The sequence below is a fragment of the Sphingobacterium suaedae genome (assembly GCF_042684625.1).
Classification (GTDB): Bacteria; Bacteroidota; Bacteroidia; order Sphingobacteriales; family Sphingobacteriaceae; genus Sphingobacterium; species Sphingobacterium suaedae.
Map to the genome: position 1 here is coordinate 325,568 of NZ_JBHULR010000015.1, position 24,854 is coordinate 350,421.

Consider the following 24,854-nt stretch of genomic DNA (forward strand, 5'->3'; position numbering starts at 1 on the left):
AAGAGAAAGTGCCCGGTTATCTTCAGTAGGCTCGGGAGGGTATACATTGACGCACATTGGCATCTATGACGATTTGCATAGCAATCCCTGTGCGGCTCAAGCTATCACGCAAATGGAAAAGGAGACACGAATCTGAAACCCAAACGTATTGGCTATTTACGTTGATCCTAAAAAACCGGCTTGCCGACCACTGTAAGTTTGCTTCAAAGTATCGAGGGCACGTAGTAGGCTAGTGCTCGGAATATCGGGAATATAGATCTGGAAAAGTTGTGGATTTTACCTCCAGTGCGATCGTGACACGAGGTCGCGTGTCGAGTGTGGTTAGATAAAAAAAGGAACAGCCAATCTGCGGGGAGAATAGAATATTTTGCCATTATTTTCAGAAAAACCTCTGCATAAGCCATAAATGCCGTTTTTCCGTACAAAAGTGAACCATTTCTGAACGAATCAATACCCTTGCCAAGCGGCGCTCCGGCTATTTTTGTACCATGTCAAATGCGCTAACCATCATCGGACATGCCAGTATAAAGCTATATATAATCGAAACTTATTTAAGAATAAATAGTGCTGGAAAAAAGTTGTGTATCATTAAACCTTAGGCCTATTGACGTAAAAACAACACAAAATAAAGACTATCAACGCTTCGGTAAGCGATCCTTAAACAACCTCGCGTGCCGATCTTTTTTAAAGCTTAACCAAATTTAAATCTATGATAAAAATAATGAACAAAAAGCTGATCAGCTTTATTGGGATGGTCGCACTACTCGTGTTGACGTCTTTATACGGCTATTCGCAAGAAAGCTTGATCAAGATCTCAGGAAAAGTCACCAACCAAAATGGGGAAGCACTCAGCGGGGTGACGGTAAAAGTAAAAAATAAAGACATACAGCAGGTCATGACTGATACGCAAGGGTACTACACCCTCGAAGTGCCCTCTGAATCTGTTTTGTTATTCTCCTACGTTGGCTATGATGAACAGGAAGCCACGGCAATGCAGTCTGGTACGATCGATATCAGCATGCAGGGAGATGGACTGTTGGATGAAGTGGTGGTCGTGGGGTATGGTACGGCTCGCAAAAAAGATCTGACCGGCGGTTTATCCATCGTTGGAAAGGAGCAACTGGAGATGGTATCGACGCCCAATTTAATGGACCGTTTGGTCGGTCAAGTGGCTGGATTAAATATTACCACCTCCAATGCAGCTCCAGGCCAAAGCCAGTCGTTACTTATCCGTGGAGAAAACTCCTTATCGGCAAACAACAGCCCATTGATCATTCTCGACGGTATACCCTATAGTGGATCCCTGGTAGATCTTGACCCCAATATAATCGACAACCTCACTGTGCTTAAGGATGCCTCGGCAGTAGCAATATATGGTTCTCGTGGTTCCAATGGGGTCATTTTGATACAGACAAAACGAGGATTTGAAGGAAAACCCCAGGTCGGTTACAAAGGGCTCTTTGGCGTTGCTGAGCCTATGCAATATATTCAGGTAATGGGGCCCGAGGAATATATTCGTTTGCAACAGGATATTGGTCGACTGCGCGAAGGTTTGAGCGGTGAACAACTCGATCCGATTGCTGGCAATATTATTAGCCAAACCGAAAGACAGAACTATGCCGATGGCATCACGCATAACTGGCAGGACTATATCTTTCGCAGAGGTTTAACGATGGATCAGCAGCTCAGCATTGCAGGGGGGACCAGTACGACCAAATACATGGCGGCAGCATCATATCTCGAGCAGGAAGGGGTTGTCTATAATTCAAAGCTCTCTAGGCTGAATATCTCCTCCAACATTGACCAGGTATTCAATGACTGGCTAACTACCGGGATCGGAACTCAATTTGTACAACGCGGAGATGGCGGTGTTCAACCCAATATAGAGCATGCCATTAAACAGAGTCCCTACGGGCGTTACAAGGATGATCTGGGTAACTATGTTGCCGAGCCAATGGAATATTCGCTGATCACCAATCCTATGCTAAATGTCAATGCGGATCAAGAACGGACCAACCGCAGTTTCTTTATAAATGGATATGCCAATATTAAGCTGCCTTTGGAGGGGCTCTCGTTACGCTCGAACCTGGGCTATAACTACCGGAGTAATTTTACGGGAACTTACTATGGTCGAGACACCTTTATCGGGCGCGAGCAGGGCGGGCAAGTCGGCGGTAGTGCAAGTATTAGCAATGCACACAACACCGACTATACCTGGGAAAATATTCTGCGGTACGAACGCCAAATCGATGATCACCGGTTCGATGCCACCGGATTATTTAGCGTTCAAAAAACGAAAAATGTTTCCTCAGGTCAAAGCGGACAAGGCTTTGTAACGGACAACACCAGCTTTTATATGATGGGAACGGCAGAAAGAAATCAATCGATATCTTCAGGTCTGTCCGAAACAGCGATGTTATCTTACATGTTCCGCCTTAATTACAGCTACAAAGGAAAATACCTAGCGACCTTAACAGGGCGTAGGGACGGGGCTTCTGTATTCGGGGCGAACAATAAATACGCTTTCTTTCCGGTTGCTGCCGTTTCGTGGAATATGGCCGAAGAAAGTTTTATCAAGGACAACGCGTCTTGGATGGACTTGCTTAAGCTTAGACTTTCATATGGCGCAAACGGCAACCAAGCTATTAGCCCCTACCAAACACTTGATCGGCTTTATTCAAGTGTGAAGTATATCTGGGGCGATGGCGGGGTACCCATCAACACCGTCTATTTGGCAGGCGATGGCGTGGGCAATCCCAACCTGAAATGGGAAACGACTTACACGAGTAATATTGGCTTAGATTTCCAACTGTTCAATAACCGACTGGGAGGAACCGTAAACGTGTACCTTTCTAAAACGCAGGATCTGCTTATGATCCGCACCGTGCCCATCATGAACGGTTTCAACAGGATCTATGACAACATCGGCGGAACGCAAAATAAAGGGATGGAGATCGAACTAAATGCCACACCTATCCGCAAAAACAATTTCCGGTGGAACGCCAACGTGAATTTCGCGCTTAACCGTGACAAGATAGTGGAACTGCGGGGCGATCAGAAAGACGATATTACCAACCAATGGTTTATCGGTAAGCCTTTGCGCGTGATTTATGACTACAACGTCGTGGGGATCTGGCAGCAGGATGACAACTTTTTTTATACCGATGCTGATGGTAATGAGCGCGAAATACAGACCGGAGCAACGCCCGGATCCTCAAAACTGGAAGACGTGGATGGTAATGGCTTTATAAATGCAGATGATCGGAAAATCATCGGATCTAGGCTGCCCAGCTTTACGGCCTCATTGGGGAACAGGATCGAATTTGGCGACATCTATTTTTCATGCCTGGTGAACGGCGTGTTCGGTGTCTGGAGAGAAGATAATCTGGCTAACATGGGCTCGTGGACTTACGGCATAACCAATTATGTCCACAACGCAAATTATTGGACGCCCGAAAATCCCAATGCCCAGATCGCATCTCCAGGTTATATTAACACATTCGGCCATGGGTATTATAAAAAGACCTCTTACCTCCAGATAAAGAACATCACCCTGGGGTACCGGATGGGTCAAAATATTGCTCAAAAAGTAGGTTTACGTGCAATCGATGCCAATATCAGTGTAAATAACCTGCATACCTTTTCAAATATCAGGCAGGTGCTCAACTATGACAATGGTTGGATGGCATCTTACCCTACCGCACGTTCCTATATGTTGGGACTGAACTTGACCTTTTAATTTAATGATGAACAGACATGAAAGTAAAGCATATTATAAAAAACGGATTATTCTTGCTATTGGTGGCGACTAGCGCCGGTTGTAAGGATTTCCTTGTAGAAGATCTGAAATCGCAGTTGGCTCCAACCAATACGTTTACCAGTACCTATGGATTTGAAGTAGGTTCCGCAGGTTTATATGCGCTCACGCGATCTGAGTATAATACATTTGGCGAAGGCGGAGCGTTTCTGCATAACAATGCAACACCTTACGAGGCGCTCCAAGCGGCCACAGACATTGTCGATGTGGTAAATAGTGATGCCTCGTTGACGGCGTTTGCCAATTTGACGATGACCCCGTCGGAGCGTTTTGTTCTATCCTATTGGAATTGGTCATATAGCCTGATCTCCTCAGCAAATGAGATTTTAATGTATGCGGAGATTAACGACAATTGGGATAGCCCAACTGATAAAGTCCGCTTTCAGGCCGAAGCACGTTTTTTTCGGGCCTACGCCTACCGGACTCTACTGTACCTATATGGCGATGTGCCCTATGTTGAGACTATCCTCTACGACTTTCAGCTGAACTTTTCCAGGACGCCCCGTGCCGAAGTACTGCAGCACGTGGTTGATGACTTGAAATTTGCTGCCGAAAACCTGCCCGATAATCCCGATCAGTTGCAAGAAGGAAAACTCACCAAATGGGCAGCCTTCCATCTGCTCAGTGAGATGTATCTGGCACAGCAGCAATACACGCTTGCCGAACAGGCGGCGTTAGAGGTAATCAATAGTGGCTACTATGAATTGATGAAAACCAGGTTTGGAAGAAACCAGGAAAATCCTGGCGACGTGTTCAGCGACCTGTTTGTTGAGCACAATCAAAACCGAAAAGGGGGAAATAAGGAAAGTATTTGGGTACTACAATTTGAATTTAATACCATTGGCGGAGGTACCAATTCAGACGATTGGACGCGAAGGGCCTGGAATCCCAAATATTTTGATATTTCGGGTTTTGTGCTGGCAGATACTTTGGGAGGACGTGGCTTGGCACAAATTATTCCTATGAAATGGTGGATAGGTACCAGCCGCACCAACGCAACAGGCAATGCGCCTGGTATTTTTGATGCCGCTGATATACGGAACTCCAATCACAATATCAAGCGTGACTGGTACTATAACAACGCGAGTAATGCCGCTTTGTATGGGAAAAGAGCCACAATCACCGAACAAACCTGGTTTTCGACCAAGTCCCTGTTTCCTGCATTAACGAAGTTCTTTTATGGGCGGGCAGAAAACTTAGGACTTACCGGCAGCTACAAGGATCGCATGAAGTTTCGTCTGGCAGAAACATATCTTTTACTTGCTGAAGCCTATATCGGTCAAGGCAATTCCACCAAGGCGGCAGAGGCCATTAACCAGGTGCGCTCACGTGCCGGGGCCACTCCCGCATCGGTAAGCCAAGTCAATATGGACTATCTACTGGACGAGCGGATACGTGAGCTCGTGGGCGAGGAGAGTAGACGGTTCACCTTGGTACGCACGAAAAAGTTTCTTGAACGTGTAAAAACCTACAACACCGCTGTGGGAAGTAAGGTGCAGGAGTTCCATGCGCTTTGGCCTATTCCACAGGCGATCATCGATGCAAATCGGGATGCTGAATTTCCACAAAATACTGGTTATTAGGCGACACGAATCCTCATTGGGAACTTGGAGTAAAACCACGTTAGTAAATGGATACAACAATGAACAAATTCAGCCTTCGCACACGGGATGCTTGACACGAAGTCAATGGTTGAATGATAAGAGCCGTATGAAGGGAGACTTTCACATACGATCTATGAGAATCTCGGGCTGAAATGCTCGGTTTACTTGACAGAAACCCAATGCGGCTGCTCCTCTATCGAACGTGGTTCAAGGAGCAGTTGTTAAACAGATTAAATTATGAGAAAAATGAATTGCTTTATGAACGGGGAAAAAACATTAGCACTATATCGCCTCTGTTGGATCGTGCTCTTGGGAATTGGCCTTCAGGGCTGCGGTTACGAAATAGAAGATATCGAGGAAATTGAAGAGCGTATGGAACTGCAAAGTTCGGCACTTGAGGTGACACTCAACGCCGATCAGTTGACCGCTGATATCATTACCTTCAACTGGACGGAAGCTAGATCCGTGTCAGGCGAAAGCATGGTCTCCTATCGTACGAAATTAGATGTGCTGGGTAACAACTTTGGTGTGGCTACCACCATCATGAGCCATGAAGATGAAGGTGTTCTCACCAAAAGCTTTAGTTCCGAACAGCTGCAAAATTGGGCCAATGAGAAATGGGGGCTGCCAGTCAACAAACCTTTTACGCTACAATTTAGGGTGATTGCAGAGTATGAAGGCGGCCAGGCCTTTCATGCACCTGAAGTACGGACGGTCACAGTGAATGTACAGCCTATTCGGACTGTTGTATTTGATGCTGATAAGATCTTTCTAACCGGATCGGCAATCAACGGATCAGCGAAGGTTGAACTTCAACGAACCGTTGAAAACGAAAACCAGTATGCGGTACTGCTTGACCTGCAAGCGGGTAGCCTAGAAATTCCCGTCGAATATGAAGGTGCCACCAACTTCCTCTGTCCAAAAAATAGCGATGGCGGCCTGCATGATGGTACAGCCGTGGAGGTAAATATGCGTGAGCAACCGATCGGTTGGGAGATTCCGCAGGCAGGGCAGTACCGCCTGGTGGTAAACATGCAAAAGGCGACCTGCACGATTTATTCGCCAGCAACGGCCTTACAGCCTAAAGTAGTGACATGGAACGCTGATGGTGGCATTTCGCGAACAACTGAAGTCAATGAACTTTGGATGCATGGTGCTATAAACGGCTGGGCAGCACCGATAAAAATGGACTGCTCGGTTAGTCTTGCCGATCCGCAGGTGCTCATCTATCAGGGAGGCAGAACCGGAAAAGCGAAATTTATTGTATACGGGGAGAATGATAACAACAAAAATTTAGCCTATGCCTTTAGTTGCCCGTTGACAGGTTCCGGTGATAAGCAAGAGCTTACGCTCACCATAGGAAAAGTCTCGGAACTCTCGGGAGGGATGTCAAGCGCACAACGAAATTCGTACTATACGATTCCAGCGGGAGCCAATTTCCTCGTTTTTGACTTAAGAAACATGACACTGCTGGCAGAGAAGCGATAGGTCAATCCATAGAATTAAAAACATATCAAAAAAATAATTAACGTCAATATTTATGAAAAAACTAAACGGTCCAACCGCCATGAAGTTTGCTTTTGCGCTTATTGCTTTTCTGACTTCACTCTCCTGTTCTTCCAGTAGTCTGGATGAACAGGCTGCAGCAACTAAAAATAAAGGCACATTAGTTTCGCCCAAATACAACCGCAATAGCGCGCTGCGCAACCCACTAAATGGCTGGGTGATGTATGCCGCACGTACGGCACAACCTTCCCACTGGGACCAAGAATTCTACGTCCCAGATCTTGGCAAGCGGGTGAAAGCCCTAGAATATGCCTCGGCAGGTTACATCCGCACGAGCTGGGCAACTCTTAATCCATCGGACGGCGTTTACGCTTGGCGGGATCCCAACTCCCAGATCGCAAAATTGATCAACGGAGCACTGGAGCGCGGACTTCCCATCGCTTTTCGTATAGTGGTGGACGGGCGTGATCAAGGGATGAATACACCACAGTTTGTATTTGATGCTGGAGCAGAATCGTATCTGGAAAATAGTTCCTTTCCCACACGTATTACCCCTTTCCCGCAAGATCCCATTTTCCGGCAGTACTATGAAAAATTTATCGAAGCACTTGCGCAGGATTTTAACGATCCGGACAAGGTTGCATTTATTGACGCTTATGGCTTCGGTAAATGGGGGGAAGCACACAATGTCGTGTACGAAGACCCAAATACGGCCACGGGAGCCAATACAGAGGCACTCAAAGAAGACGTGTTGGACTGGGTGAGCACCTTGTACACACGCTGCTTTACAAAAATTCCATTGATCATCAACTACCATCGGCTAATTGGACATCCGGCAAGTTGGGGAAGCCCGAATGCAAATAGCGATAAACTGTTGGTCAAAATGATCAATAAAGGCTACAGCCTCCGGCAGGACGCTTTTGGTATGACCGATTATTACCAAAGTTGGGAGAAACAATTCGCCAAGACCTGGAATTATAAGCGCCCAATCTTAATGGAAGGCGGTTGGATCACCTCCGGAACGCACCGGTACTGGACAGATCCCAGTGGCAAATATCGAGAAGGGCATCCGGAAGATGTGCGCCAAGGAGAGTTTGATGCAGCAGCTGAAGCCCATGTTAACATGATGGATTTTCGGGTTGGTGATACAGACTCCTGGTTTGAAAAGACGTTTAACCTGGTACAGGGATTTATATCCGAAGGAGGGTATCGCCTCTACCCGGACCAGATATACCTGCCCGAAACGATAAAAAGCGGATCGCAAGCGACCATCTCCCACCGCTGGCGGAATATGGGGTGGGGCTATTTCCCGAACAATATTCCCCAATGGAACTTCAAATACAAGGTGGCTTTTGCGCTCTTAGATGCAAGTGGCCAACCTACAAAAATCTTTATCGATGAACAAGCGGAACCGTCGAACTGGTTAAAGGATAATCCAGCGGCATATGATTTTAATGCTCAAGTCCAGGTGTCGCCAGGTAATTATGTTTGGGCTGTTGCCATTATCGACACCAGCAAGGAGAACCTGCCGGGAATAAAACTTGCTGTAAATGGCGATGTTACGAGCAGTGGTTGGCTACGCCTGCTTAACGTAAAAGTACAGTAACCGATAGGGGAGATAGGATTGCCCGTGCCGTAAAAGCGAAGGGACTTGCTCGCTTGCAAAACAAAAATTGGCCAACCGGAGCACAATTCCGGTTGGTCATTATTAAGACAACAAATGTCTGCTAAAGGATTAAAAAAATTAGGGAGCTTAACATTCATCAATCAAGCTGTATGGGATGTCGCGATGCGCCGGCCACTGCTTATTTCCGAATGGGGGCAGCGCGCTTTACGAGAATCGGAGCAGGGATGTCGCCAGCTCCCCGGGGCCAAGACAGACAATTGCCTCTTTATCGAATTAATCCAGCGATTTTTAAACACGTTCCATGTTTGCGGAGACAGCACGATCGCCTTTCGTTTTCATCCTGACGACCAGAAGGAAGAAACCGGAGTGGACTAATTTCCCGCTCAAGGATACTGCAGGGCCAAGCTGCTTTGATAAGGACACGCGATCAGCAAATTAACACGAAATAATCTAATATAAATATTTATGCACCAATACAATATGTTCTATCTGGTAGCTTTCCTGGGATTGGTAAGCTGCGTGCCCATTCAAGCATCTAAAGACGAGCAAGCCTTAAAATCAACGGTAGATAGTGCCTTGGCTTTCGCCACGAAACAATCCATGCGGATGGCTGAAAAGTATAAATACCAGGAGGGGGAATTGCCCCGGACATTCCAACAGGGTAAGGATATTTCCTCCGACTCGCGATGGTGGTGTAGCGGGTTTTTTCCGGGTGTACTGTGGTATGTATATGAAAATGATCCTAACCCCGATGTATTAGAATATGCTAAGCTCTATACGGCTCGGGTCGAACGGGAAAAATATACCACAGATAATCACGATGTAGGGTTTATGATCTACTGTAGTTTTGGTAATGGCTACCGATTGACACAGGATCCTCATTATAAAGCGGTGATGCTTACTGCGGCACAATCGTTGGCCACACGTTATAACCCGAAAGTGGGATTGATCCGATCTTGGGACCATAACCGCGAGCAATGGCAATATCCGGTAATCATCGATAACATCATGAATTTGGAGCTCTTGCTTTGGGCTTCGGTCAACTCGGACGACAAAAGACTCAAGGACATCGCTTTATCGCATGCCGATAAGACTATGGTACATCACTTCCGGCGTAATTACAGCTCCTATCATGTGGTTTCCTATGATACGGTAACAGCAATACCGCACCGAAAACAAACCCATCAGGGATATTCAGATGAATCTTCTTGGAGCCGCGGACAGGCCTGGGGGTTATACGGATATACCTATCTGTATCGTGAGACGGGAGATGAACGGTATCTGCGGCAGGCCGTGCTTATAGCTGATTACTTGCTACATCATCCCAATATGCCTGAAGATTACATTCCGTACTGGGATTATGATAGCCCGGAGATACCGGAAACTTACCGCGATGTTTCGGCTGCTACGATTATGGCCTCGGCATTGATCGACCTGAGCAGTTTTGTCGACGGCGACCGTGTAGAGCAGTATAGCAAAGTGATCGCCACCCAGATCCTTACATTGGCTTCACCAGCATATACCGCCAAATTAGGCGAGAATGGTTGTTTTATTTTAAAGCATAGCGTGGGCGCTTATCCGCTAAAATCAGAGGTAGATGTGCCACTAACCTATGCCGACTACTATTACCTGGAGGCCTTGACCAAATTGAAAAGAAAGATCCATTGATGTTCCAAATATAGAAAAACGATATGAACCTGAGCTTACAGTATTATTTAACGCGCTTACTAATTATTCTGCTCCCTTTTCCAAATTTTTTACACGCACAGACCGTTGAAAAGGATCTGTCTGGCAAATGGGGATTTCAAACTGATCTGATGGATTTTCGAAGAGGATCGCTCTCCCCACGGTATAACCACCGCCTACAAGCGGAGATCGACCTGCCAGGCACTACAGATGATTACCAAATCGGCTACAAATCGCCCTATCGGCATATTGACCGCCTGACACGTAAATACGAGTATATGGGGCCTGCTTGGTACCAGCGGGATATCGAGATTCCGGCCGACTGGAAGGGCAAAAGGATATTTCTGTACTTTGAGCGTACGCATTGGCTTAGCTCTGTTTATGTAGATACCAAAGAAGTAAGCAAAATTGATTACATCAGCGTACCGCATAACCATGACCTTACGGCATTTGTGCATCCCGGCAAAACCCACCGTATCACAATTTGCATCGATAATAGGTTTCAATATAGTACCCACAAGTGGAATCACGCCCATACGGAGTTTACGCAAATCAACTGGAACGGGATATTGGGCGAAATGAAACTCCTCGCCGTTGATCCCATCTATATAGAAGACTTACAGATATATCCTGATATCTCCGAAAACAGCATCCGTGTCAAGCTACAGCTGAACAATACGCTAAAGCAGCAAATAAAAGGACGTGCAGAATTTACGATTGATGGTCAAGACTACCATCTGCAAAAGGATATCCTCGTAAGCAGTACAGATTCGGTCGCCTTCCTTGAGACAAAAATTTTCCTGGGCAAAAAGGTGAAGCAATGGAACGAATTTCATCCGAACCTTTATACCCTGAAATGTAAGTTAAAAACCGCGCACGACACGATGGAGTATGAGCATGAGAAGGTCAGCACTTTTGGGATGCGCCAAGTGATCCAAGGCAAAAACCATGTTCTGCTCAATAACCGAAAGCTGCACTTGCGGGGGAATGTGGAAAATGCCGTCTTCCCGAAAACGGGCTATGCCCCGGTGGATGACGTATCGTGGGAACGGATTATGTTATTAATGAAAGAATATGGGTTGAACCACTTGCGCTTTCATTCTTGGTGCCCGCCAAAAGCGGCTTTCCGCATGGCCGACAAGCACGGCATCTATTTTCAGGTGGAAATGCCGATGTGGGGTAAGGATGCGGAACCCGATAATGACCGTTATAATTTCTTTCGCCGGGAGATGCAGGCAATCCTCAAAGAATATGGCAATCATCCATCTTTTGTGCTGTACTGCAACGGCAATGAAATTACCGGTAATTTTGACTTCATTGAAGAATTGACAGCCGGCGGACGTAGCGTGGATCCGCGACATCTGTACAGCGGATCTACGGCGCGTACCCGCGTTAAATCAGATCAATATTATGTCTCCCAACAAACAAACAAGGGCGATGTGAAAGTGTATGAAGGCTTGCCCAGTACCGACTGGGATAGAAATACAGCATCGGATGTAGACGTTCCCGTAATATCGCACGAGTCGGGGCAGCGCTGCGTATATCCTAATTTTGAAGAGATTACAAAGTATGCGGACAGCCCCGTGGAGCCCCGTAACTTCGAAGTGTTTCGGGAGCTTTTGGATAAAAACGGGATGCTGGATCAGGCCGGAGATTTCTTTCGGGCCTCCGGCGCACTAACCGTGCTGGAGTACAAAGCAGTTATTGAGGCGCTATTGCGTAGTAGTAAGTCCGCTGGATTCCAGTTACTCTCGCTGAATGATTTTCCTGGACAGGGCTATGCGCCGGTGGGGTTATTGGATCCATTCTGGGACAGTAAAGGCCTGGTGAGACCCGAGAAATTTAGAGAATCTTGCGGTCCTACAGTCGCCTTGCTGCGCTATGACAAGAGCGCATACTTCAACAGTGAAACATTTCAAGGGAAAGCCGAGGTATATAATTACAGCACTGGAGCTATCAGGAATGCCCACCCCAAATGGTGGCTGACCGATGCATCGGGGAGAATACTGAAAAAAGGAACCTTGAAGACACAGACGATCGCAAACGATAGTGTATCGCCCATTGGTAGCTTCTCCATTCCGTTAAACGGCGTAAGTGCCCAGCAAAAGCTAACGGTGCATCTTTCGATCAATAACTCTGTAAAAAACAGCTGGGATATCTGGGTATATCCGAAGCATAAGCAGCTGATGCAATCCACCGATGAGGTGCGGTACACCGAGGTGTACGATGAGGCAGCACAAAAGCAGCTTGCCGAAGGAAAAACGGTTGTTCTTTGCCCTTTGCCCAGAAATTTGAAAGGCCGGAAGTCCGTGTTTCATAACCATTTTTGGAATCCTATCATGTTCGCTTGGCATCCTATGACTATTGGTTGTCTCCTGCAAGAAAATGCGCCGGTATTTGCTAATTTCACAACAGCGTACCATACAGATTGGCAGTGGTGGGACATCCTGAACGAGGCCAAAGTCATCGAGATGGATGGCGCACCTCAGGCACTTCGTCCGTTTATACAGGTTATCGACGCTTATGATAATAATCAAAAGCTGGGTATCGGGTTCGAGGCCAAGGTGAATGGCGGTAAACTGCTGGTACTGGCAGTGGATACCAAGAAAGACCTGGACAAACGCCCTGCGACACAACAATTGCTGTACAGCATTGATCGTTATGTAAAAGGCGATGGATTTTCGCCTCAAGTGGAGGTCGAAGAATCATTTATAAAATCTTTTCTAAAAAAATAATCAAGAAAAATGCTTAAGATAATGATGTCGATGTTGATCTTGGGAGCTGGCCTCCATTCGATGGGCCAAGAAATAACCTTCGATAAAAGTGCTTCCCTCGAGCAGGTCTATATGGATACGGTCGCTGATGAGGCCTTATTGCCAATGAATGATGTGGGTATGGAGACAGGCTACTTGTTATACCAGACGAGCTTTGAAGTAGCTGCGGCGCAGGCTAACCTAATCCTGGAACATGTGCGCGACTATGCGGCGGTATATGTTGATGGTAAGCTGCAGGGAACACTAACCGACGCAAGAAAGAGTCTGGTGCTGAACAAACTAAATGGAATCCATCAGCTGCAAATCTATGTAGAGAATATTGGTAGAATAACCTACGGCCCCGAAATACTTGATAATGCGAAAGGTCTTTTTGGAGAAGCTCGGCTGGACGGAGCGGCCTTAACGGACTGGGTTATGATACCGCTGGCGATTAAAAAGGAGAACTTGGGTGATCTACGCTTTGACCAGGATGCCAAGGCCGCGGCACCCAGGTTTTTTAAAGGCAGTTTCTCGCTTCAGGCAGTACAGGACACCTATCTGGACATCTCTGGCTGGGGAATGGGCGAAGTATGGATCAATAATAGCTATCTAGGGACTTACTGGGAACAGGAAAAACAACAATCGTTGCATATTGCTGCAGAAGATTTAGTGAAAGGCGAAAATGTACTAATTGTTTTTGAATTAAAAGATCATCCCGAACGAACGATGAAGCTTGCGAAAGATGCTGTCTTTAAATAAGCGTTGAGCTTAGAGTCATAGATTTTTGACGCACCGTTCGGGGTTGAGGGGATTTTGTAGTACATTGGTATTCTAATCAAGGAAAACACGAAAACATGGTAAAGTACGGGCTAATTATTTGTTGCTTATTAGTTCTTTTTCAATGGGTATCCGCGATTGGTATAGCGAAATACCGTTTTCACGTAATGCCCGAAACCTCATATTACGGCGGGATACAAAGCATCAGCAAGGATAGCTTGGGAAGGATGTGGTACACGGGGCCGGATGCCATCTTTATGTATGATGGGAGTAAATTCCATCAGTTCAATGACATTGTCTCGGCCATTCGCCCGCAAGTGAAATGGGGATATGGTTCTTTAATTACAGACCGGCAGGGGCGTTTGTTTTTAACGACAAACTATGGCTTGCTTCAATTTAACTATGAGCAGTTTTCGTTTGATCTGTTGGTTTTTGGGAAAATAAGGTCGGTCGTACTACACGATGATGAAAAACTGTATATGCTATCCGGTGATAGCTTGCTGTGCTACGATCAAGCGCGAAAAAAGACAACGGGATTTCCCTTGCCTAAACATGGATTTTTCAATACTATACTCAGCTTGGACGGGGACCTCTACCTTGCCAAGGAGGGAGCGGTTTTCAAGCTCGATAGTAGCAAACGCCGGGGCGAGCTATTTGCGAAGTTTGCAGCAACGGCAAGCACGGCAAATGATGCGGTACTATATAACGGACTGTATTATTTTCTTACCCCGCGCGATGGTATTTATGTGACAGATAATACGGGAGACATTAAAAAAAATGTGCCCGTAGCCACTACGGGGAGTACATCTGCACTTTCCAAAAAGCTGTATGCCGACCCGGATGGCCTGATCTGGGTGGCCACACAGGTTGGACTATTTATATATGAGCCGCACACCACCGCACGAAGGTTCTTGCGAATGAATTTGAATGATGCGTTCTCCCTGCCCAACAATTCCATTTGGACGATCTATCCCGATCCCGATCAAGGCGTTTGGGTGGGCACGTACGGCGGAAAGATGGCCTACTGTTCGTTGTACGATGCGCATATTCGCTACTTTAACCCAAGTTCAGGGGCTTTAAATCACCCCGTGGTCAGCAGTTTTCAGGAAGACCTCAAGGGCAACATATGGATCGGGACTGAGGGAGGGGGATTAAATTATTGGCATAGGAGGAATGATACCTTCACCCACTTTGTAAAAGCAGCCGGTAATTCGCCCAACTCTAACATGATAAAAACGGTGAAGCTTGATCCGCACAAAAAAAATATACTGGCCGCTGCATTTAATGGCGGAATAACATCGTATGATTTTGTGCAACACAAGTTTCGGGATCTTGGACTATATCATCCTGAATCCCGCCAACCGCTGACTGTGTACGACTTTGCTCAGGACAAAGAAGGTCGCCTGTGGATGACCGATCCAGACAAGCTTTACTTGTATCGGAAAACCGGAAATAAACTCGATATGGTGCAAATTATTGGACAGAACGATAAACCTTTGAACGTGGAAATCGAAGCGCTTTACATTGATGAGCAAGATCAGCTTCGCCTCATTACCCATCAGGGACTGTTCATTGTTTCGCCTAAAACGCTCAAAGTCCTTAAACATTACCTGATCGAAAATGCACCTTATGCCGCCAATTTATTATGCAGTTATTACCAGGCCGCTAATGGAGATTTATGGTTAGGAACACTTGGTAGAGGGGTAAACGTTCTAAAAAAAGATGGTCGTTACCTGAACTTTAGCGTGGAGGAAGGATTGCCCGCCAAAATGGTATTCGGTATATTGGAAGATGACCAAAGTGCAAATATTTGGTTAAGTACCAACGAAGGGCTATTCTATTATGACACAGAAGCAGATGTATTCGAGAAAGCGCGATTTTACCGGGATAATGCATGTGGGTCGTTCTATATTCGAGCGGCCGCTAAAACCCGAGCTGGCGAAATGCTGTTCGGGGGAACCAACGGCTTTTTGCTTTTTGATCCGGTTAATATGAACAGAAACCCTCAAAAGCCGCGGGTGTTTTTTACCGGATTTTTGGTGAACAGCAAACCGGTAACTTCTCGATCGGTGCATTCCCCAATCCGTAAAGACATCTCCAGTTTATCCAACAAGGAAGAGGAAGAAATTCGCCTGAGTAGCAAGCAGTCCAATATTGAAATCCGCTTCGCGGCAAACAGCTACCTGGCAGCGGATAAGAATCAGTTTTCTTACCGCATGCGGGGACTCTCCGATAAATGGATGGTAACAAGCGGAAGTCAGAAATCCGTTCAGTTTTTTAATCTGCCAGCTGGTGACTACATCTTCGAAATTAAGGCAGCAAACAATGACGGTATGTGGGGAGATGCTATTTCGCGGCTTTATGTGCAGGTTGATCCACCATTTTTCCTGTCTTGGTGGGCATATTGTATCTATATATGCGCGCTGCTTACGCTTTTGGTTTTTGTGTTTCGATATTACACCAATAAGCGGGTTTACGCTGAACGCCTTGCCCTGGAGATCTTAAAAGAAAAGAACATGCGCGAACTGAACCAAGCGCGAATCGATTTCTTTACCAATATCTCGCACGACCTGAAAACGCCACTCACGTTGGTTCTACAGCCCTTGAGGCAACTTAAGGAGACTATAGTGGTTGAGGAGCGCACTGCCGGGTATATGCAGCACATCGAGCGAAACGTTTCCCGCATCCAGCGGATGATCAGCCAGTTGTTGCGTTTTAGGGAAATCGAAAGCCAGAAAATCACCCTAAGCCCGCAACATGGCGATTTTATCAATTTTGTACGTGATATATTCGGTCTATTTGAATTGTATGCCAACAAAAAGGAGATCGAAACAAATTTCGGTAGTCCCATGGACCATCTCCATGTTGCATTTGATTATGATATTATCGAGAAAATATTGACCAATCTTTTTTCAAATGCAATCAAGTACACCCCAAACAAGGGCTACGTGGGAGTGCGTATCTACGAATCAACGGCCGAAGAAATGGGAAAACTGCCTAATCGATCGCAGAAACACGATCTAACGTACGTTTCCATTCAGGTGCTTAATAGTGGGGACGGTTTTTCCGAACAGCAGATTGCAAACCTTTTTACCTCATTTAATCGCCTGTCGCACCACCGTCCAACTTTCGAAGAAAGTTCGGGGCTCGGACTTGCCATCGTGAAAGAATTGGTAGAAGTGCTATCGGGTAAGATATGGATGATCAATAAAACAGACAAGATCGCATTCACGATCATACTACCCCTGCAAAAGGGGGCAAGGCCCGGTGATTTGCAGGAGAATATTTACGACTACACCATTTCTGAAATCGACGATATTATTCTCGATACATCCGCTTCAGCGGGTATGCAAAAAACAGCCCGAAAAGCCAGCAGCCTACTGCTCGTCGAGGATGACTTGGCCTTGCGTAGCTATCTGGAACAGCAGTTGTCGGAAAAATACAACGTGTATACCGCAAGCGATGGACTGGAAGGGATTACCAAGGCCGAGAAGATATATCCGCAGTTGATCCTTACCGATTTGGTGATGCCGAATCACAATGGGTTTGAAGTCTGCAGACGTTTACGGCAAAACTTTAAGACAAGTCATATCCCAATCATTGTAATATCCGGCGCCGGCGAAGAAGAACACAACAAGATCAAAGCGCTCGAATATGGAGCCAGTGTATTTATTGACAAACCTTTTGAAATAGGCTACCTGTTGCAACAAATCGAGACCATATTAAAAACCCAACAGGAGCTGAAAGACAAATATAGCAAAAGGATTACGGTTGACCCTGCTAAAGTCACCGTAACATCAATGGATGAAGAATTGCTGTTAAAAGCAATGAAACTGATTGAACAGCATATCTCAAATCCGGATTATTCGGTAGAAGATTTTGTGTCGGATATGAACGTAGGCCGAACGGTGCTCTATCAGAAGATCCATGATATTGTGGGCATGTCAATCAAAGAGTTTATTTTGGATTATCGATTGAAGCGTAGCGCTTACCTACTTGAACATTCCGATCTGACCATATCAGAAATAGCTTATCAAACAGGTTTCAATAATGCCAAGTATTTCAGCGTCTGTTTTAAAAAACAGTTCGCGTGCAGCCCCTCGGATTTCAAAAAGAAAATCTATTCTAACGCATCCAAAGGAGGTGAAGTTAAATAGATACCTTTAGATAATTTTAGGACAAAGTCAATAGCCGAGATTTAAACAGAATCCTCAATATCAAAGTCCCGGCTTTTTAGAGCTCCTGACTTCTCGAGCTGATCAGTTGCTAGGCTGGGAAAACTGCTGTCAAACAACTCCGAAACCTTTTTAGCGGCAGGTGCTAGCGCCTGTTGTTGGAGCTGGTAGATTTCTGTTCCGTCCACTTTCTCCAATACATCAGCCGCAAGCTGCTGCTGATCAGCTGACTGCGAATTCCTTGTGGTTGTGAAGATAATCAACTGGCATATTTGACAGCGTTCTTTTTTCTGCGATGAAGGATATTAGTTGTGGAAACGACCGGAGCCAATAATTTCTTGGTTTTGGCTGTACCGTATAGCGTAACGGAATGTGCCAATTTTCTAGCATCCATTGTTTCGGCCTTGTTCAAGACATTTTTTAGGACTTCCTGTTTATCCTCTGCCAGTCTATCAAGATTATTGACTAAATCAACCAAAATAAATTCGGGGGTGAGCTTATTTGGAAAATGGTGCTTGACCTGAAAATCGAATTTCCGATTACCAAGCATAAATTCACCGTGCCGTTTGTGGTTGTACACTCTCCTTAGATTGTACAATTGGGTTGTGCCAACGCCCAGACTATTGTATAGATTTGGAGAAGTCAGCAAAAAGCGATCATCTTTCAAAAAACTGCGAACCAAAACTTCTTCTTCGGGTGGAGTTTTTCCAAAAGCCGTTTCTTTAGGATAGTAATATACTCCTTGGGAAAGTTTTTGAAGCGTACCATCCCTTAGCAACGCATCAAGATGCCTGTCCACCGACTTGGACCATTGTGCCAAGTCGGTCCTACGGTAGACTTCTCCCTTTTTTAAATGTTTCTTTAGTTCATCCAGCTTTGCCATTTACGATTCCTTTATTTACAAATATCTGAAAATTCTTATGATATGTAAAAATATGAATTGAAAATTCATGCAAAATTACAATAGATTATAAGAACTTTAGTTTATTTTGACACTATTTTTTGCTTGAATGTCAATACTTGATTCTGATACTTCGAGGTTATCTTTCGAATAATCCGCAAGATGATAACTATCGTCTGTACAAATGGTGATCTAAATGGGCAGGAATTCTTTCTTGATAAACTGGATGGCACATTGATCTACGATCGGACAACATCTTCTGACAGCAAACTGCGCAAATTTCTAAAAAGTAATGCAGAGAAAGTATACCGGTTAACGCAGATATATCGGATGGATTGCGAGGGGTATTCTGTAGATTTAATGTTAGATTAACATTCCCTTCGTATCTTGCGAGGCAATTGGAAATTAGATTTTTTGTCAATACCTTTATTTAAGAATCTAAATTATCCGCCCGAATTGAAATGAATGTAGCCTCAAGGAAAATATGTTCTCAACTGGTCAAAGGAAGCAAATCTGCTTTTCGAGAGATCTATGAGTGCTACGCTCCGCGTATATTCGACCTTTCTTATAAAATATTAAAGAACCGCGCCCAAGCAGAAGAAATAGTTCAGGAAACGTTCTTAAAGCTTTGGTTGGGGCGGGAACGTATCGATATAGACCGTGATATTTGGCTGTATATCTACGTTATTGCTAAACGTTTGTGTTTAAACACACTGCGCGATGAACGTCTTGTCTCTAACGCGGACATTCATCCAGAACCTGCCTCCACAAATGATGTAGAAGGCTTGGTTTTTTATCGGGAACTCGTGCACGAACTTCGAAGCTCCATCGATAACCTTCCGGAGCAGCAAAAAAAGGCGCTGAGTCTCAGTCGTGATGCCGGGTATTCCCATAAGGAAATTGCCGACCAAATGGGAATCTCCCAACATACTGTGCGGAACCACATCACACAGGCGCTGAAATCCTTACGAAAAAGTTTGATCAAAATAGATTATATCCAATTCCTAATCATCTGGTTTCTTTGTTGATTTTTTTCTAATTGATATTCAGGCATTTATATTTATTTTATTCTCAATAACGCATTTTAACTAGTCGTTACCGTGTTCTGATGTGTACTATCTATATATTAAGACGAGCACATTGGACAACAACCGTATTTATTTACTTTTTAGAAAACATGTAGAAGGTCACTTGACATCCAACGAGCTGGAGGAACTTCAGGAAGGACTGAAGCATGTGGATGAAGAAACCTTTTCCGCATGGGTAGATACGCTTGTAGATGTGAAGGATAACGCCGAATTTAATAAAGACGGTGTTTATACGACCCTAGAGCGCAAGATGGATACGCTACCCGCGCGTAAGACATTTGGAGCTGAATGGATGCGCAGCCCTATGGTGCGCATAGCCGCCAGTGTGTTTATTGTTCTGTCCATTGCCGCCCTTATCTACACCCTCAGTGACCGATCTAAACACGAAATCAACAGCGAACACGCTACCGTTGAGATCTCCGACGTGCAACTTTCCGAAGAAGCCATGATCACCATGGCAGACGGTAAACGTATTGCGTTCGACACGATAGCCGGTACCGCTGTGGAGCATAAAGGTATCCAATTCACGCGCCTTGCAGATGGTAGTCTGGCGATGACGCAAAGTCGGGGAACAGATTATTTTCGAAGAGACGACCAACATCGGCTGTCAGCACCAGTTGGCGTTTCCCTACGGGTTATCTTACCAGATAGCTCTATTGTTTGGTTAAATTCGGGATCCTCTATACATGTATGGGCTTCTTATGGGCAAGAAAAAAGAGCAGTTGCGCTCGATGGTGAAGCCTTCTTTGATGTTCGTCACCGAAAAGAAGTTCCTTTTTATGTAACGGCAAAGGGAACAACCATTCGTGTACTAGGCACGCAATTCAATGTTTCAGCTTATCAAGCTGACAAAAAAATGCTGACGACATTGGTACAGGGGTCTGTAGACCTCACTGTATCAGAACATCGTCTTCTTCTAAAGCCCGGTCAACAAGCCGTAGTCGAAGAAGGAACTGCAATTCGCCTTCGTACAAAGGTCGATATGTCGGAGATACTGGCGTGGAAAGAGGGATATTTCCGGTTCCGCAATAAGCCTATTTCTGACATACTCCATGAGCTCGCCAAATGGTACCCCATGGATGAAGTCGTTGTACCTGCCGGAGCAAACGATCGTCTGACCGGTAGCATAAAACGCTCGAAAAAACTAACAGATTTGCTTCGTGCTATAGAGCAAGTCTCTGATTTACGTTTTGTTGTCGAAGAAAGGAGGGTGGTTGTCATGAAATAGACAATGGGATAGCAAAAGTAGAAAAGGAGGTGCGACCAACACCCCCCTTTCGAAATGTACATGGAACTCATCAGTTGTAATAAAAGAATTACCAAATACCTATCAAATGTATAAAAATATTGTGGCATTGTCGCCCAGTAGGCGGCTATTGTATAAGTGTTTCCTTATGGTGAAGATGCTCTCTTTTATGCTTTTTGGATTTCTTGTGCACGCTAGTGCGCACACCTTCGCCCAAAAAGTGAGCCTTTCTGTTACCGACGCAGAGCTGTCTGACGTGTTGGTTCAGATTCAACAGCAAACCAATCTTGACTTTCTGTATAACAATACCCAGCTTCAAGAAGTCGCAAAAATAGATATGCACGTCAAAAACGCAGATCTAAAAAAAGTGCTAGATGCCTGTCTGACGCCGCGCGGTTTAATCTATATTATCGACGACAAGACAGTCTTGATAAAAAAGGCATTGTCCCAGGAAGTGGCGATGGAAGAGATGCAGCGTGAGATACAAGGTACCGTGCATAACGAGCAGGGCGAGCCTCTCGTTGGCGCTTCTGTACGTCTTTTAAATAGCAATATTGCGGTAGCCACCGGGCAGGACGGCAGCTTTCGATTGCAGGCAGACGTGCAGGCAGGTCAGTTGCATGTTACGACATTAGGATACCAAGAACAGACCATTTCTTTCAGGCAGGGAACACCCCTTCGGATTGTTCTAAAAGCCCTGGTCAGCGATCTCGATGAGGTTGTAGTCGTCGGATACGGCGTACAGAAACGGGCTAACCTGACCGGAGCCGTTGCGCAAATTACTGCAGAAGATATCGCTCTGCGCCCGGACGCCAATATTACCTCAGCGCTCCAAGGACTTATGCCGGGACTGAATGTTCAGATCAATACCGGCGACCCAACGGAAACGCCGGATATTAATGTGCGTGGCTTCAATTCCATCAACGGAGGATCGCCTCTGGTGCTGATCGATGGGATCGAAGGAAATATAACACGAGTGAATCCGAACGATATCGAGAGCGTCACGGTATTGAAGGATGCGGCATCGTCGGCAATATATGGCGCCCGGGGCTCATTCGGGGTTATATTGATTACGACAAAAAAGGGAGTCGCCGGACAGATGAAAGTGGACTATACCACCAACTTTGGTTGGACGACACCGACCACCCGAACAGATTTTTTATCCGATCCGTATATCTATGGGAAAACCGTGGATGCAGCTTTGTATGGTTATAACGGAACCAGCTATACCGGGTATAACGAAATGGATTGGGAGACGATTAAGCTGGTCGCTAGCGGGCAGATAGCACCTTTTCACGAACGGCAGTCAGACGGTACCTATAAGTTCTTCTATAAAACGGACTGGTACGATTATATGTTTAAGAAATATCAACCTTCCAGCTTTCACAATATTGCGGTTTCGGGCGGTTCAGACAAGTTAAAAGGATATCTTTCCGGCCGGGTGTATAACCGGGAGACCATCAATAAAATTGCCGACGATGGCGATATGGATCGGTATAATATCAAGGCAAACATCGCCTTTACGCCAAATCCATGGCTAGAAATATCCAACAATATCCAGTTTATCAATGAATTTGATAAAGAGTATGGCGGCTTCCGGAATGGGTATGGTGGATTATGGAGTACGACGACGTGGTATAACCTGTTTCCGTTTTATCCCAGCCATGTAGACGGAATTCCTTCCGACATCGGTGTTAGCGGCAATGGCGGGCAAGGCGGGCACGCAGCGATGGAACAGCGCAATAACTGGATAAAAGAAAATAGTGAAGAATTTACCAATACTTTCCGTGTGAAGGTAAAACCACTCAAAGGTTTAGAATTTAACCTCGATTACAGCCACCGGTTCGATAATCGGTCACAAACCTCTCGATTCAACGAATTCGAATTCCTTTCGGGCAGTAAATTAGATTATATAACCGCCGGCATCAACCGGTTGGGTGAATGGCGGTGGAAGGACAAATACAAAGCTCTGAACTTCTTCGGAACCTACCAAACGTCTGTTGCCGAAAAGCACAATTTTAAGTTGCTTGCGGGATATAATCAAGAGGAATTCGACAGGGACCGGGTCGCAGCACAGATGGATGGTCTATTAATCCGGGAACTCGCCAACCTATCGTTAGGAACAACCATGTACAATATTGCAGGATCAACTTTGGACTGGGCCATACAAGGTTATTTTGGACGTTTCAATTATGATTACGACAACAAGTACCTCCTGGAAGTAAATGCCCGTTACGATGGGTCATCCCGGTTTCCCTCGAACAGTAGATGGGGATTTTTCCCTTCGCTGTCCGCTGGCTGGCAAGTTGACCGGGAAAATTTCTGGAACCCCATACAGCCGTATATATCTTCCCTGAAACTTCGTGGTTCTTATGGACGCTTGGGAAATCAGACCGTGGACGTCAATACGTTTAAACAACTTTTAGCGATCGGACGATCTTCCTGGCTGGAAAACGGACAGCCGATCATTGCTGCTGATGCTCCATTACCGCTTCCGAAGGTAGTTACCTGGGAGAATACGGAAAGTCTGGATTTCGGTGTCGATGTAGGAGTTTTGGACAACCGTCTTTTTGTCAACGCGGATTGGTACCAGAAGAAAACCTACGGAATGTATTTACCCGGGGAACCGTTGCCTGCTGTATTTGGCGCCGCTGAACCTAAAGAGAACTACGCAGCATTGAAAAACACCGGATTCGAAATAGGCATCAGTTATCGCGATAAATTTCAACTGGCCGGTTCTCCGTTGTCGTTTAACCTAACGGCAAACGTATCGAACTTCAAAGGCTATATTACCAAGTACGACAATCCGAATGGACTGATGAATACGTATTGGGAGGGTATGCGCCTCGGTGAAATTTGGGGGTACCATATTGATGGGCAATTCCAGACCGATGAAGAGGCGTTGGCTTATCAAAACAGTTTTGTCAGAGATGGCGTCACGGCGGGAAACGCTCTGGGAAACGTGTACAACTACGAGCTGAACGTCGTGCAGAACAGTGAATGGAACAGGCTGAAAGCGGGCGATATTAAATATGTTGATGTGGACGGCGACGGAAGGATCGACCGTGGAAGCAATACTTTGGCAGATCATGGTGATGTCCGGCCGATCGGAAATGCTATGCCTCAATTTCCGTTCGGACTCAACCTATCGGCTTCTTGGCGAAATATCGACCTATCCGTTGCTGTTGCCGGAGTGGCCAAGCAGGATTGGTATCCTACAGGCGATATCTATTGGGGACCCTACCAACGTCCTTACCTGTCTTTTATCCGCAAGGATCTGATCGATAATGCGTGGCGTCCCGATATGCCAGAAAAAACCTATCCGCAGATCTATCGCGGGTATACCTCATTGAACGGCGGTCGCTCATTGTATGAAATGAACGACTACTATTTAGAAAGCGTGGCGTTCATGCGTGTGAAGAATCTGACTGTCGGTTATACTTTACCGCAAGCATGGACAAAACGTGCTAAAATCGATCGCCTGCGGTTTTATTTCTCGGGAGAAAACATCTTTACTTGGGCATTCGGAGGGTTGACCAAATATATAGACCCCGAACAGGCAGGTTCCGCCGTGAGCTATTCCCACCCGGGTGATGCTGTGGATCGGGCCGATCTACGGGCGTACCCCATGGGGAAAACGTTTTCTTTTGGTGTCAATTTAAGTTTATAACTCC

At 45.7% G+C, this 24,854-nt stretch carries 15 protein-coding genes; 13 read left to right on the forward strand and 2 right to left on the reverse strand.

What is annotated here, in order from left to right; all coding sequences use genetic code 11:
- Positions 1-721: 721 nt before the first annotated feature.
- From ACFSR5_RS17135 to ACFSR5_RS17175, 9 genes are all read left to right on the forward strand, one after another.
- A complete protein-coding gene (locus tag ACFSR5_RS17135) occupies positions 722-3,739 on the forward strand; it encodes a SusC/RagA family TonB-linked outer membrane protein (RefSeq protein ID WP_380905690.1) in 3,018 nt (1,005 codons plus the stop codon).
- 17 nt (positions 3,740-3,756) lie between these two features.
- Entirely contained in the window at positions 3,757-5,400 is a 1,644-nt protein-coding gene (locus ACFSR5_RS17140; RefSeq protein WP_380905691.1) for a RagB/SusD family nutrient uptake outer membrane protein, read from the forward strand.
- Positions 5,401-5,679: 279 nt separating this feature from the next.
- Positions 5,680-6,909, forward strand: coding sequence for a SusE domain-containing protein (locus ACFSR5_RS17145; RefSeq protein WP_380905692.1), 1,230 nt, complete (start codon positions 5,680-5,682; stop codon positions 6,907-6,909).
- A gap of 52 nt (positions 6,910-6,961) precedes the next feature.
- Positions 6,962-8,533, forward strand: coding sequence for a DUF4832 domain-containing protein (locus ACFSR5_RS17150; protein ID WP_380905693.1), 1,572 nt, complete (start codon positions 6,962-6,964; stop codon positions 8,531-8,533).
- A gap of 114 nt (positions 8,534-8,647) precedes the next feature.
- The gene (locus ACFSR5_RS17155) at positions 8,648-8,929 is read left to right on the forward strand and encodes a hypothetical protein (protein ID WP_380905694.1); all 282 of its coding nucleotides are present in this window, start codon (positions 8,648-8,650) and stop codon (positions 8,927-8,929) included.
- A gap of 105 nt (positions 8,930-9,034) precedes the next feature.
- On the forward strand, positions 9,035-10,222 hold the full coding sequence (locus ACFSR5_RS17160; RefSeq protein ID WP_380905695.1) for a glycoside hydrolase family 88 protein: 1,188 nt from the start codon (positions 9,035-9,037) through the stop codon (positions 10,220-10,222).
- Between the two features lie 23 nt (positions 10,223-10,245).
- Positions 10,246-12,975: a sugar-binding domain-containing protein gene (locus ACFSR5_RS17165; RefSeq protein WP_380905696.1), complete on the forward strand. Its 2,730-nt coding sequence runs from the start codon at positions 10,246-10,248 to the stop codon at positions 12,973-12,975.
- A gap of 9 nt (positions 12,976-12,984) precedes the next feature.
- Positions 12,985-13,752 (forward strand): hypothetical protein, encoded by a 768-nt coding sequence (locus tag ACFSR5_RS17170; protein WP_380905697.1) that lies wholly within the window; start codon positions 12,985-12,987, stop codon positions 13,750-13,752.
- Between the two features lie 95 nt (positions 13,753-13,847).
- Positions 13,848-17,927 (forward strand): hybrid sensor histidine kinase/response regulator transcription factor, encoded by a 4,080-nt coding sequence (locus tag ACFSR5_RS17175; protein WP_380905698.1) that lies wholly within the window; start codon positions 13,848-13,850, stop codon positions 17,925-17,927.
- 41 nt (positions 17,928-17,968) lie between these two features.
- On the opposite strand, the gene ACFSR5_RS17180 is transcribed toward ACFSR5_RS17175, so the two are convergent.
- Both ACFSR5_RS17180 and ACFSR5_RS17185 read right to left on the reverse strand, forming a co-directional pair.
- Complete coding sequence (locus ACFSR5_RS17180) at positions 17,969-18,208, reverse strand: hypothetical protein (protein ID WP_380905699.1); 240 nt, start codon at positions 18,206-18,208, stop codon at positions 17,969-17,971.
- On the reverse strand, positions 18,205-18,828 hold the full coding sequence (locus ACFSR5_RS17185; RefSeq protein ID WP_380905700.1) for a hypothetical protein: 624 nt from the start codon (positions 18,826-18,828) through the stop codon (positions 18,205-18,207). The genes ACFSR5_RS17180 and ACFSR5_RS17185 overlap by 4 nt, the downstream gene beginning before the upstream one ends.
- Positions 18,829-19,008: 180 nt before the next feature.
- Here ACFSR5_RS17185 and ACFSR5_RS17190 point away from each other — a divergent pair, with 180 nt between their 5' ends.
- The 4 genes from ACFSR5_RS17190 (at position 19,009) to ACFSR5_RS17205 (ending at position 24,850) form a co-directional block, all read left to right on the forward strand.
- Complete coding sequence (locus ACFSR5_RS17190) at positions 19,009-19,218, forward strand: hypothetical protein (RefSeq protein WP_380905701.1); 210 nt, start codon at positions 19,009-19,011, stop codon at positions 19,216-19,218.
- Positions 19,219-19,307: 89 nt separating this feature from the next.
- Positions 19,308-19,874 (forward strand): RNA polymerase sigma factor, encoded by a 567-nt coding sequence (locus tag ACFSR5_RS17195; protein WP_380905702.1) that lies wholly within the window; start codon positions 19,308-19,310, stop codon positions 19,872-19,874.
- Positions 19,875-19,956: 82 nt separating this feature from the next.
- On the forward strand, positions 19,957-21,162 hold the full coding sequence (locus ACFSR5_RS17200; protein WP_380905703.1) for a FecR family protein: 1,206 nt from the start codon (positions 19,957-19,959) through the stop codon (positions 21,160-21,162).
- 106 nt (positions 21,163-21,268) lie between these two features.
- Positions 21,269-24,850, forward strand: coding sequence for a TonB-dependent receptor (locus tag ACFSR5_RS17205; RefSeq protein ID WP_380905704.1), 3,582 nt, complete (start codon positions 21,269-21,271; stop codon positions 24,848-24,850).
- Positions 24,851-24,854: the final 4 nt, after the last annotated feature.

What these genes read in the sequence shown, in the direction of transcription:
- ACFSR5_RS17135 (WP_380905690.1), top strand. Translation starts at nt 722, where the DNA reads ATGAACAAAAAGCTGATCAGCTTTATTGGGATGGTCGCACTACTCGTG.
- ACFSR5_RS17140 (WP_380905691.1), top strand. Translation starts at nt 3,757, where the DNA reads ATGAAAGTAAAGCATATTATAAAAAACGGATTATTCTTGCTATTGGTG.
- ACFSR5_RS17145 (WP_380905692.1), top strand. Translation starts at nt 5,680, where the DNA reads ATGAACGGGGAAAAAACATTAGCACTATATCGCCTCTGTTGGATCGTG.
- ACFSR5_RS17150 (WP_380905693.1), top strand. Translation starts at nt 6,962, where the DNA reads ATGAAAAAACTAAACGGTCCAACCGCCATGAAGTTTGCTTTTGCGCTT.
- ACFSR5_RS17155 (WP_380905694.1), top strand. Translation starts at nt 8,648, where the DNA reads ATGTCTGCTAAAGGATTAAAAAAATTAGGGAGCTTAACATTCATCAAT.
- ACFSR5_RS17160 (WP_380905695.1), top strand. Translation starts at nt 9,035, where the DNA reads ATGTTCTATCTGGTAGCTTTCCTGGGATTGGTAAGCTGCGTGCCCATT.
- ACFSR5_RS17165 (WP_380905696.1), top strand. Translation starts at nt 10,246, where the DNA reads ATGAACCTGAGCTTACAGTATTATTTAACGCGCTTACTAATTATTCTG.
- ACFSR5_RS17170 (WP_380905697.1), top strand. Translation starts at nt 12,985, where the DNA reads ATGCTTAAGATAATGATGTCGATGTTGATCTTGGGAGCTGGCCTCCAT.
- ACFSR5_RS17175 (WP_380905698.1), top strand. Translation starts at nt 13,848, where the DNA reads ATGGTAAAGTACGGGCTAATTATTTGTTGCTTATTAGTTCTTTTTCAA.
- ACFSR5_RS17185 (WP_380905700.1), bottom strand. Translation starts at nt 18,828, where the DNA reads ATGGCAAAGCTGGATGAACTAAAGAAACATTTAAAAAAGGGAGAAGTC.
- ACFSR5_RS17190 (WP_380905701.1), top strand. Translation starts at nt 19,009, where the DNA reads ATGATAACTATCGTCTGTACAAATGGTGATCTAAATGGGCAGGAATTC.
- ACFSR5_RS17195 (WP_380905702.1), top strand. Translation starts at nt 19,308, where the DNA reads ATGAATGTAGCCTCAAGGAAAATATGTTCTCAACTGGTCAAAGGAAGC.
- ACFSR5_RS17205 (WP_380905704.1), top strand. Translation starts at nt 21,269, where the DNA reads ATGTATAAAAATATTGTGGCATTGTCGCCCAGTAGGCGGCTATTGTAT.